Annotated in this window: 10 protein-coding genes; all 10 read right to left on the bottom strand. The window is 65.6% G+C overall.

Features of this window, described 5'->3' with window-relative positions:
* Positions 1-93: 93 nt before the first annotated feature.
* A complete protein-coding gene (locus IM708_RS19145) occupies positions 94-1,017 on the bottom strand; it encodes a dihydrodipicolinate synthase family protein (protein ID WP_209428167.1) in 924 nt (307 codons plus the stop codon).
* Between the two features lie 85 nt (positions 1,018-1,102).
* Complete coding sequence (locus tag IM708_RS19140; protein ID WP_245243332.1) at positions 1,103-2,530, bottom strand: amidohydrolase family protein; 1,428 nt, start codon at positions 2,528-2,530, stop codon at positions 1,103-1,105.
* 2 nt (positions 2,531-2,532) lie between these two features.
* Positions 2,533-3,966 carry an ABC transporter substrate-binding protein gene (locus IM708_RS19135; RefSeq protein ID WP_209428165.1) on the bottom strand — a complete coding sequence of 478 codons (1,434 nt, stop codon included), beginning with the start codon at positions 3,964-3,966 and terminating at the stop codon, positions 2,533-2,535.
* The gene (locus IM708_RS19130; RefSeq protein ID WP_209428164.1) at positions 3,963-4,982 is read right to left on the bottom strand and encodes a dipeptide ABC transporter ATP-binding protein; all 1,020 of its coding nucleotides are present in this window, start codon (positions 4,980-4,982) and stop codon (positions 3,963-3,965) included. Before IM708_RS19130 ends, IM708_RS19135 begins: the two co-directional genes overlap by 4 nt.
* A complete protein-coding gene (locus IM708_RS19125) occupies positions 4,979-5,962 on the bottom strand; it encodes an ABC transporter ATP-binding protein (protein ID WP_209428163.1) in 984 nt (327 codons plus the stop codon). Before IM708_RS19125 ends, IM708_RS19130 begins: the two co-directional genes overlap by 4 nt.
* Positions 5,959-6,834: an ABC transporter permease gene (locus tag IM708_RS19120; protein ID WP_209428162.1), complete on the bottom strand. Its 876-nt coding sequence runs from the start codon at positions 6,832-6,834 to the stop codon at positions 5,959-5,961. The genes IM708_RS19125 and IM708_RS19120 overlap by 4 nt, the downstream gene beginning before the upstream one ends.
* Positions 6,834-7,799: an ABC transporter permease gene (locus tag IM708_RS19115; protein ID WP_209428161.1), complete on the bottom strand. Its 966-nt coding sequence runs from the start codon at positions 7,797-7,799 to the stop codon at positions 6,834-6,836. Before IM708_RS19115 ends, IM708_RS19120 begins: the two co-directional genes overlap by 1 nt.
* 50 nt (positions 7,800-7,849) lie before the next feature.
* The gene (locus IM708_RS19110) at positions 7,850-9,409 is read right to left on the bottom strand and encodes an ABC transporter substrate-binding protein (RefSeq protein ID WP_245243331.1); all 1,560 of its coding nucleotides are present in this window, start codon (positions 9,407-9,409) and stop codon (positions 7,850-7,852) included.
* Positions 9,410-9,465: 56 nt separating this feature from the next.
* Positions 9,466-9,849 carry a VOC family protein gene (locus IM708_RS19105; protein WP_209428160.1) on the bottom strand — a complete coding sequence of 128 codons (384 nt, stop codon included), beginning with the start codon at positions 9,847-9,849 and terminating at the stop codon, positions 9,466-9,468.
* Positions 9,850-9,958: 109 nt separating this feature from the next.
* The gene (locus IM708_RS19100; protein WP_245243330.1) at positions 9,959-10,711 is read right to left on the bottom strand and encodes a GntR family transcriptional regulator; all 753 of its coding nucleotides are present in this window, start codon (positions 10,709-10,711) and stop codon (positions 9,959-9,961) included.
* Positions 10,712-10,835: the final 124 nt, after the last annotated feature.

Below are 10,835 nucleotides of genomic sequence, written 5' to 3'. Positions count from 1 at the left end.
TCATTGCGGTTAACGGCGCCGGAATATCACTATAAATCAGCGCCTTGAGAAAGCGTGCAAATTTGCACGCCATCCACCGAAGTCGGCCCGGTCCTAGCTCAGTTCCTGCAACCGCCGCTCTTGGCGCGCCAGCAGCATGTCGACCTCGGCCCGCGTCGCCGCGTTGAGCGCCGCACCGGGGCGGCGCAGGCTGTCATGCGCGATGACCCCCCGCTTCGCCAGGATATACTTGCGCACCGCAAGGCCCGCCCCGGGCTGCTGCTCGTAGCGCGCCAGCGGCAGGTAGGCGTCGAAAAGGTCGTGCGCACGGTCCACCTCACCGGCCCGCATATGCCGGACCACATCCACCATCATCTCCGGGAACGCGAAACCGGTCATCGCCCCGTCCGCCCCGCGCGTCATCTCCTCGGGCAGGAAAAGCCCCCCGTTGCCGCACAGGATCGAGATGCGCCGCGAAAGCCGCCCCTCGGCACGCAACGCACCGATCTTGTCGAGCCCCGGCCAATCCTCGTGCTTGAGGCAGACACAGGTCGGCGATTCCTCGACGATGCGGGCAATGACCGGAACCGCGATCTGCACGCCCGTGACCAGCGGGAAGTCCTGCAGCACGAAGGGCGTGTCACCGATGAACTCGGCAGCCTGGCGGTAGTAGGCGACGATCTGGTCGTCGGTGCGCAGGCTGCCCGGCGGCGCGATCATCACCGCGGCGGCGCCGGCATCCATCACCGCCGCGCTCAGACCCGCGATCTGCGCGAAGCCGGGCGCCGAGACGCCGACGACGACGGGGACGCGCCCGCCGACCTGGTCCAGCACCTGATTGACGACCGAGAGCGATTCGTCCTGCGTCAGCTTCGGCGCCTCGCCCATCATCCCGAGGATGGTCAGCCCGGTCGCGCCAGCCTCGAGGTAGAAAGCGACCATCCGGTCGATGCTGGCGTGATCGATGGCCCCATCGGGCAGGAAGGGGGTCGCGGCGATCACATAGACGCCGGCGGCATCTTCGGTCAGACGGGTCATTGTGTTGTCTCCTTCAGGTCTTGCGGGCGGTGCGGTTCGGACAGGATTGCCGGTTCGAGACCACGACGGCGGGGTTTTCCGCTTTTCAGGTGTCACCGGCCGGATAGCGGGCGTGTCCCCAGAAGCCTTTCGGCAGCTCCAGATCGGCAGCAGCGCCGATCCGTTCGATCATCGCCTCGGCCCCTCGCTGCGCATCCGCGAGGATACGGCCGGTGTCGACACGCGTTGGTCGGCCTTCGCTTAGCACGACCTCGCCGCCGATCACGACGGTGTCGACATCGTTGCCGTTGGCAAAGCACGCCATGCGATAAGGTTCCATGTTCACCGGATAAAGATGCGGCCGACGCATGTCCACGAGGACAAGGTCGGCTTCCTTGCCCGTCTCGATGGAACCCACCCGGTCCGCCAGCCCCAGCGCACGGGCGGCGTCGATCGTTGCCATTTCCAACACCTTCCCCGGCGGCAACACATCCGCATCCCGAAAATGCCGCCGATGGTAGTGCATCGCCTGCTGCATGTGGCGGAACATGTCACCGGATCGGTCCGGCGCCGTCGCGTCCGATCCCAAGGCGACACAGACCCCGGCCTCGATCAACTCGATCGCCGGACAGCGGCCGCGGACCGAGGCCAGAGCCGAGGGGTTGTGCGCGATCTTGGTGTCGGTTCGCGCGCAGATCTCGATCTCGTCGTCGTAGAGGTCGATGGCATGCGAAAGCAGCGCCCGTTCGTCCAGAAGTCCCAGCGCCTCCGCCCTGCGGATCGATCCCTTCTCGTGCCCGTCCTGGGTGAAAACCAGCCCGTGATCGCGCGCGAGCGCCCGCGTCGCCTGGGCCTGGCGCGTGGCCTCGGCATAATCGCTGGGGGCCATGCCCGACTCATGCTCGTCGCGGAGCACGGGATAGAGAAGCGCGATCTCGATACGCCCCCGGCCATGCCGGCGTTGCACGAGCGTGCGACAGGTATCGAGTTGGCGCTCGAAGGTCACCGGATAGCGAACGCCATCGGCCCCGGCGTAGCTGCGCGGATGCGGCGCGCGCGTGGGGCCGACGGCGACGACCGAACGGGTGCCGACCTCGGCCACGCCGTCGCAATGCGCCTCGCCGTAGTCGGGCGCATCGGTGCGCATGATCGTGTCGCCGCCGCCCAGAAGCGAGACGCCGCAGGTCACGCCAAAGCGCAGCCGCTCAAGTGCCGCAAGCCGCGCTTCGGCATACCAGAATTCGGGCGGCGAGGCTGTGGTGTAGACCTCGCCGCAGATCTCCTCCCAGCGGTTGGCGCGGTCCATGCCCATCGACTTGATCAGTCCGTGCCCGGCATGGGCGTGGACGTCGATGAGGCCGGGCATCATTACCATGCCGCGCGCGTCAATGACCTGGGCTGCGGCCTGCGGCAGGTCGGTAGCGGGGCCGATGGCGGCGATGCGCCCGCCCTGCACCGCGACGGCGGCATCCTTCAGGACGTGCCGCGCCGGGTCCATGCTGAGGATCGTGGCGCCGGTGATCAGCAGGTCCATCGTCACCCCTCCAGCTTGGGCAGGGCGGCGACATCGAGGACCGCATCGACGGGCAGCGAAAAGCCGGGATGCCGACCGGCGATCCCGGTGACCTTGAGCGGGTTGTAAAGCGTGAGCCAGGGCGGATCCTGCTGCATCAGGCGGTAAGCCTGCGCGTAGTGGGCCGCGCGGGCGGCATCGTCGGTCGTCGTGCGGCCGCGGTCGATCAGCGCCTCGACCTCGGCGTTCGCGTAGCCCTGCCACCAGGAGCCGCGCACACGGCTATCGATCTTCTCGTGAAGTACCCGGAAGGTCGAGAGGGGCGAACTGTCGAAGACGCAGAGATCGCGGATCTCCTTGCGCCGGACCATGTGGGCGTAATCCTCACGCTCGGGGTGGATATGGATCTCCAGCTTGACGCCGATTTCGGCGAGTTGCGCCGCGAGCGCCGCGCTCAGCTTCTCTGCTTCGTCCGGCAGGCGGGTGGGGCAGTCGAGGCCCAGTTCCAGACCGTCGGCATGGCCCGCCTCGGACAGAAGCGCACGGGCGCGGGCCGGATCGCGAGCCGGCGCGGGGTCGGTTCCGGCGCCGAAATGCAGGGGGCTGACAATGCCGTTGAGCGGACGGGCGGCGCCTTCGACGGCGGCGTCGATCAGCCCCGCGCGGTCGAGCGCGAGCGACAGCGCCAGCCGCACGCGGGGATCGGCAAGTGGCCCTTTCGCGGCGTTCAGCAGGTAGATGATGGCCACGGGCGAGAGCTGCTCGATGCGCGTCGCGCCGGCGGTTTCGAGCGCGCGGGAGGCGTGAAACTCGAGCGCAGTGGCGACATGCGCCTCGCCCGCGAGCAACCGTTCCAGCCGACGGGCGGGGTCGGGCTCGGCTTCCCAGCGCAGATCGGGGTTTGCGGGACGGCCGGCAAAGTGATCGACCGCCGCGGCCGCGATCCAGCCTTCGCCCGTGCCGGTCAGTCGGTAGGGGCCGGTCCCGATGGGAGTGGTGGTCACGCCCTCTTCCAGCGCCGCGATGCCTGCGGGGGCCACGATAAAACCCTGGACCAGCACGTCGGGCAGATCGGCCATCGGCTGTGTCAGTGCAACCTCGACAGTCAGCGGGTCTGCTGCGGCGATGTCCGCGCCGCCCAGATACTGCGCCCAGACGCCTGGTGCGCCAAGCGTGTAGCCCTTGTCGGGTCGCGCCATGCGCCTGAGCGAGGCCACGACCGCCGCGGCGTCGCAGGGGGTACCGTCATGGAACCGCACGCCAGGGCGCAGCCGAAAGCGCCAGTGGCGGGCGTCATCCGCCACCTCCCAGGTTTCGGCCAGGCGGGGGGCGAAGCCCGCGCCCCCGCGCCGCATCAGCGTGTCGTAGAAGGCGCCGTAAAGACACAGCTCGTCCGCGCCATCGGTGCAGTCATGCGGGTCGCGCAGTGGCAGGCGGGCTTGCAGGATCGTGGTCAAAGTCGGTCCCTTTCGGGTTCGTCGATCAGATGGCAGGCGACCGACTGGCCGCCGCCGAGGTCGCGCAGGGCGGGGCGCTCGGCCGCGCAGCGGTCCCAGGCGAAGGGGCAGCGGGTGCGAAAGCAGCAGCCCGAGGGCAGCGAGAGCGCGCTCGGCACCTCGCCCGTCAGTTCGATCTCGGTGGTCCGTCGGTGCGGCTCGATCGTCGGGGCGGCCGACAGAAGCGCGCGCGTGTAGGGGTGGCGCGGCTGCGCGAAGAGCCGGTCGCGGGGCGCGGCCTCGACCATGAAGCCCAGATACATCACCCCGATCCGGTCGGCGATGTGATGGACGACCGACAGATCATGGCTGATGAAGAGATAGGCCAGCCCGAACTCGTCGCGCAGATCCAGCATCAGGTTGAGGATCTGCGCCTGGATCGACACGTCGAGCGCCGAGACCGGCTCATCGGCGATGATCAGGCCGGGATTGACCGAGAGCGCCCGGGCGATACCGATGCGCTGGCGCTGCCCGCCCGAGAACTGGTGCGGATAGCGCCCGGCCTGTTCGGGATTGAGCCCGACGCGCGCCAGCAGCGCCGCCGTGCGTTCGCTCACCTCGGCGCGTCGGCCCGATCCGAGTTGCTGCAGAAGCGGCTCGGCCACGATGTCGCGCACCTTCTGACGCGGGTTGAGCGAGGCGAAGGGGTCCTGAAAGATCATCTGCATCTTGGCACGCACCGGCAGCATCTTGCGCGGCCCGTAGGTGCTGACATCCTCGCCATCGATGCGGATACGCCCGCCGGTGGGCTCGTAGATCCGGGCGATGGTCTTGGCGACGGTGGACTTGCCGCAGCCGCTCTCACCGACAAGCGCCAGAACCTCGCCCGGCGCGATGGAAAAGCTGACGCCGTTCACCGCATGCACGGTGGTGTCGCGCAGCCTCGGGATGCCGCCCTTGAAGCTGATCCGGTCAAGGAGCCCCTTGCTAAGCTGGAAGCGCTGCTCCAACCTCGCGACCTCGAGCATCGCGGTCATGCGGGCTCCCCTATCGCAACAGGGAAGTGGCAGGCGGCCTGCTGGCCGCCGCGCTTCGGGATCAGCGGCGGTTCGACCTCGGCGCAGAGCGCCTGCGCGCGCGGGCAGCGGTCGCGGAAGTTGCAGCCTGCGGGCAGGTTGCGCACATCGGGCACGGTGCCGGGAATCTGGTTGAGGCGCGGCAGACGGTGCGCAGGGTTGGGGATCGAGTCGATCAGGCCCCGCGTGTAGGGATGCGCGGGGGTGTCGATCACCTCGCGCACGGGGCCGGCCTCGACCACCTTGCCGCAGTAGAGAACGGTGATCTTGTCGACCATTTCCGCCACCACGGCCAGATCGTGGGTCACCAGGATCATCGATGCACCCTCCTCTGCGATCTGGCGGCGCATGAGACGCAGGATCTGGCTCTGGATGGTGACATCCAGCGCGGTCGTCGGCTCGTCGGCGATGATCAGGCGGGGCCGCGCCAGCATGGCGATGGCGATCACCACGCGCTGGCGCATGCCGCCAGAGAACTGGTGCGGATAGGCGCCCAGGCGCTCGGCCGCCTGGCTGATGCCGACGCTTTCCAGCATCTCGACACAGCGGGCGCGGCGGGCACGGGCGTCGAGTGTCGTGTGCAGGCGCAAGACCTCGTCCATCTGGCGGCCGATCGTCTGCACCGGGTTGAGCGAGGTCATCGGGTCCTGGAAGACCATGCCGATCTCACGCCCGCGGATCCGGCGCAGCGCGTCCTCGGGCAGTTGCGCCAGGTCCCGGCCGTCGAACACGATCTCGCCCTGCTCGATCTTGCCCGGCGGATCGATGAGCCCCAGGATCGAGAAGCCGACGACCGACTTGCCGCCGCCGGATTCACCCACCAGCCCCATCACTTCACCGGGCATCAGGTCGAAACTGACGCCGTTCACCGCCTTCACGATGCCGGCGAAAGTATGAAACCAGGTACGCAACCCGCGCACGGACAGAAGCGGCGCGGTCATTTCAGCCTCGGGTTCAGTTCGTCGCGCAGGAAATCGCCCATTAGGTTGATGCCGAAGACCATCGCCATGATCATCAGTCCCGGAAAGACCGAGTTCCACCAAAGCCCTGCAAAAAGCACGTCAAAACCATTCTTGATGAGCAAACCCAGCGAGGGACGGGTGATCGGCACGCCGACGCCCAGGAAGGACAGCGACGCCTCGATCAGGATGAAGGTGCCGACCTGCACGGTGGCGATCACGATCAGAGGCGTCAGCACGTTGGGCAGGACATGCCTGAGGATGATCTTGGCATGCGAAAGCCCGGCGACATGCGCGGCCTGCACGTATTCTTTCTGCACCTCGCCCAGGGTCGAGCCGCGCACGGTGCGGGCATAGACGACCCAACCCACGGCGGTGAGCGCGATCAGCACCTTGTCGATACCGGTGCCGAAGGCGGACATCAGAAAAAGCGCGATCAGCATCGAGGGGAAGGATAGCTGAACATCAGCGACCCGCATGATCAGCGCATCCAGGCGACCACCAAAATACCCGGCGAGCAACCCGAGCGTCGTGCCGATGGCGCAGGCCATCAGCATCGCGGTAACTCCGATCATCGCCGAGATCCGCGTGCCGTAGACGATGGAGGCCATCACGTCGCGCCCCTGCCCGTCGGTGCCCAGCAGATAGCGCGGATCGCCGCCGTCGAGCCAGACGGGCGGCTTGTAGCTGTCGAGCAGGCTCAACTGGCGCAGATCATAGGGGTTCTGGCTGACAAGAAGCGGCCCGGCGATGACGATCACCGCGCAAAGCAGCACAACCAACGTGCCGAGGATCGCCGGCGGGTTGCGGCGCCAGTTGAAAACCAGCTGCGAGGACAGGACGCGCGATGCCATTACTTCACCGTGATCCTTGGATCGATCATCGTGTAAAGGATGTCGACGATGAAGTTGACGACGACAAAGATCAGCGCAACCAGCATCAGGTAGACCACGATGACGGGCCGGTCGGCGCGGTAGATCGAATCGATCAAAAGCTTGCCCATGCCGGGCCAGGCAAAGATCGTTTCGGTGATCGTGGCGAAGGCGATCAGGTCGCCCAGTTGCAATCCGAAGATCGTGACGACCGGGATCAAACCGTTGCGCAACCCGTGCCCATAGAGCACGCCGCGGCGTGAAACACCCTTGGCGCGGGCGAACTTGATGTAGTCCTGGCGCATGACCTCCATCATGCCGGCGCGGGTGATGCGCAGGATGATCGCAAGCGTGCCAAAGCTGAGGGTTACCGCCGGCAGGACGATGTGGTGCCAGCCGTTCGCCGTCAGAAGCGAGGTTCGGATTCCCAGAAACTCGACCGTTTCACCACGGCCCGACGACGGAAAAAGCCGTAATTCCACCGCGAAGATGAAGATCAGCATCATGCCGACCCAGAAACCGGGCAGCGAAATCCCGACGAGCGAGCCCGACATGATCAACCGGCTGAGCGGATTCTGCGGATTGGCGCCGGCGAAGACACCGAGCGGGATCGCGACGACGGTAGCAATCAGCAGGGCAACCAGCACAATTTCCAGTGTCGCGGGCAGGCGCTCCAGAATCAGGTCGAGCGCGGGTTGACGAAACACGTAGGATCGTCCGAATTCGCCCTGGAGCAGGTTCTTGAGGAACAACACGTATTGCTCGGGCAAGGAGCGGTCGAGGCCCAGGATGCGGCGCGCCTGCGCGATCTCGGCATCGGTGGCGTCGATCGGGACGACCATGAATACCGGATCGCCGGTGAAGCTCATCATCATGAAGACGATGACGGAGACCGCCCAGAGCACCACCAGCATCTGGATCAGCCGTTTGACGGCATATGCGAACATGGGATTATTCCGGCGACGCCGGGCGCGTTGGCGCCCGGCTCGCGACCGCCTTACTCTGCGATGTCCATTTCGAAGGCCCACATGAACTTGTCGGTCCGTGGCGTGAACTGCACCCGGTTGTGGGCGGCGTAGATGTCCTGCTCGTAGTGGACGGGGATCATCGGGATATCCTGCATCAGGATCTCGGTGACCCGTTGCAAAGTCTCATGGCGCTGCCGCACATCCGCGGTGCTGTCGGCCTCAATGATCAACGCGTCGACGTCCGGGTTGGAATAGGCGCCGCGGTTCACCCGGCCATAGGCATCGCGCACGTCGCGTGTATGGAACATCGCGCCATACATCGACCCGGCATCGCCCGACGGCACATCCCAACCGGACATGATGAAGGACGAGCTGTCAGACGGCACGCGGATATAGCCGAAGAAATTGGCGCGCGGCATCAGGTTCAGTTCCAGTTCGATCCCGATCTGCGACAGCATCTGCGCCAGGGCCTGGGCGATCTGCTGGTCGTTGACGTAGCGGTTGTTCGTTGCATCCAGCGTCATCTTGAAGCCGTCGGCATAACCCGCTTCGGCCATCAGTTCGCGCGCGCGCTCCAAGTCAAACGGGTACATCTCGCGAAAGCTTGCTCCCGGCAGATAGCCGATATGGCTGGCGGGGACGTACTGCTCGGACGGTGTCGACAGACCGTTCATCACCGCAACGCGGATCGTTTCGACATCGATCGCCCGGGTGATCGCCTCGCGCACGCGCTGATCCTGCATCGGGTTCGTGTCGAGCGGGATCGTCGGCGACTGGTCACGAAAATCAAGTGCCAGCACCAGGTTCAGAAGGCTCGGACGGGTGATCACCTCATAGTCGGCTTCGCGCGCGACGCGCTCGACATCCCGGACCGAAAGATCCTGAACGATGTCGACTTCGCCGGTCAGCAAGGCCGCCGTCCGGGTGGCGGGATTGGTGATCGGCCGGAAGACGACGGTGTCGATCTCGGGCTTGCCGCCCCAGTATTCCTCGAACGCCTCCAGCACCAGACGGTCTTCCTTGGACCAGTTCGCCAACCGATAGGGGCCGGTGCCCACGGGGGACAGGTCGACCTGCTCGTCACCCACCTCGGTGACATGCGCCTCGTTCAGGATGAGGATGCCGGCCAGGTCGTTCGGCAAGACGGCGTAGGGCTGGAAGGTCTTGATCTCGACGGTGCGCTCATCGACCTCGCTGAAGCTCTCGATGTTCCGGCCGAGGCTCGACATCAGCGACGCCTTCAAGCGCTCCAGCGTGAAGACCACGTCGCGTGGCGTCAACTCGGCGCCGTTGTGAAAGGTCACGCCTTCGCGCAAACGAAAATGCCATGTCGTATCGTCGACCAGTTCCCAGCTTTCGGCAAGACCCGGCACGAATTCCAGATCGGCGGTGCGGCGCACCAGCGGATCGTAGATGTGATAGAACATGATGTTCGACGACAACTCCTCGCCCGCTTGCGGGTCGAGGTGGACGGCATCCGCAGTCAGGCCAACGGTCAATTGCTTGGCGTCAGCACTACCGGCGGCAAGGGCCAGCGCCAGCGCCGCGGTGGCCATGAGCCGGCGCAGGGGTAACAGGTTCAGGGTCATTTCGGTCTCCTTGTTGGGGTTGCTGGGGTGTGCACCACCCTCTTCGCGGTTGGCGATCAGGCGAGCGCGGACTGCACCTCGATCTGATGACCTTCTGGATCGTTGAAGACAAACGCGCGTATGCGCAGGCTGTCGCTGTCCTTCGGATCGCTGAGCGCCTCGACCTCCTGCGAGGACGCCCAGCGATGCCAGGCGTCGACATTCGGCACGCGGATGCAGATCTGGACCGGCTTCGGATCCGCGGCGCGATGCGATCCACGAGTCTCGTCCACCAGGCCCAGATGTGCGTGACCGGCTATCCGGTAGATCTTCGACCAGCCCTGATCGATGGCCAGTTCGAATCCCATGACACGCTCATAGAAAGCCATCGCCCGCGGGAGGTCGCGGAAATAGAGAAAAGTCACCGAAAGTTCGACCGGCCCCGGCGGCTTCTCGGACATTCTGCGACCCCTCCTTCAACCTTCAATCTCGATTCCGTCCCGACTGTATACCGCGTGTATGGCAAGTCAACGCCAACGATGCCGCGTCCGTCAGTGCGGCCGCACGAAATCAGAACAAGCGTGAAAGATGGGCAATGATGCCCGCTCGCGCCCCTTCCAGATGCACATGCATGGCCGCCGCGGCGCGGTCGCCATCTCGCGCAAGCACGGCATCTATGATCTCGATATGCTCGCGGCAGCCTGGTTCGAACCGCTCGGGTATGGACCCTTTGTCGAACATCCTGGTCTTCAGCTTCAACGTCTCGATCAATTCGCTTAACAGGTTCGAGCCGCAGGTCTGTGCGATCAGTCGGTGAAGTCGATCATCGAAGGCTATGTGCTCTTCGGGTGTCGGGCGCTCTCCCTCGCAAAACCCCCTGAATACCGATCTCAATTCCAGCAGGCCTTCGACGGGCAGGTGCGGAGCAAGTGCCGCTTGGCGCGCCGCGTCGCACTCCAGAAGCCGTCGCACATGCAGGATTTCCATGACTTCGGACACCGTGATCCTGTGTACGACGGGCGCCCCACCGGACGGTCGCGCAACCAGTCCCTCGGCATGAAGTCTCCCGATCGCTTCGCGCACGGGGGTGCGAGAGACACCCAGTCGCTCCGCCAGTGCCTGCTCCTGCAGCCGCGTGCCTGCCGGCAGCGCGCCGGCAAGGATCATCTGGCGCAGACGCGCGTAGGCGGATTGGCCCAAGGTGCTTGCGTCCGAACTGTCATTCATGGCGGCCCCGGATGTCCTGACGATCATGGCGAGGTCGTGTCGCACCATGCCTTCAGGAAAAATGTATACCGTGCGGATACCGGCTTCGCAATGCAAGGCTGCTCGTGGCGCGACTCAGAGGATCCCTCGACACGATATCACCCCTTGCCTTGTTACCTTGCCCTGCACCGGAGCCCACGCCCACCGACGCCTTGTGCATCAAGCGCTCTAGGCTCAGGAC

The organism is Pararhodobacter sp. SW119, assembly GCF_017811755.1.
Taxonomy (GTDB): Bacteria; Pseudomonadota; Alphaproteobacteria; order Rhodobacterales; family Rhodobacteraceae; genus Pararhodobacter.
The sequence above is the reverse complement of the archived record's forward strand: the minus strand, read 5'-3'. Positions and strand labels throughout refer to the sequence as shown.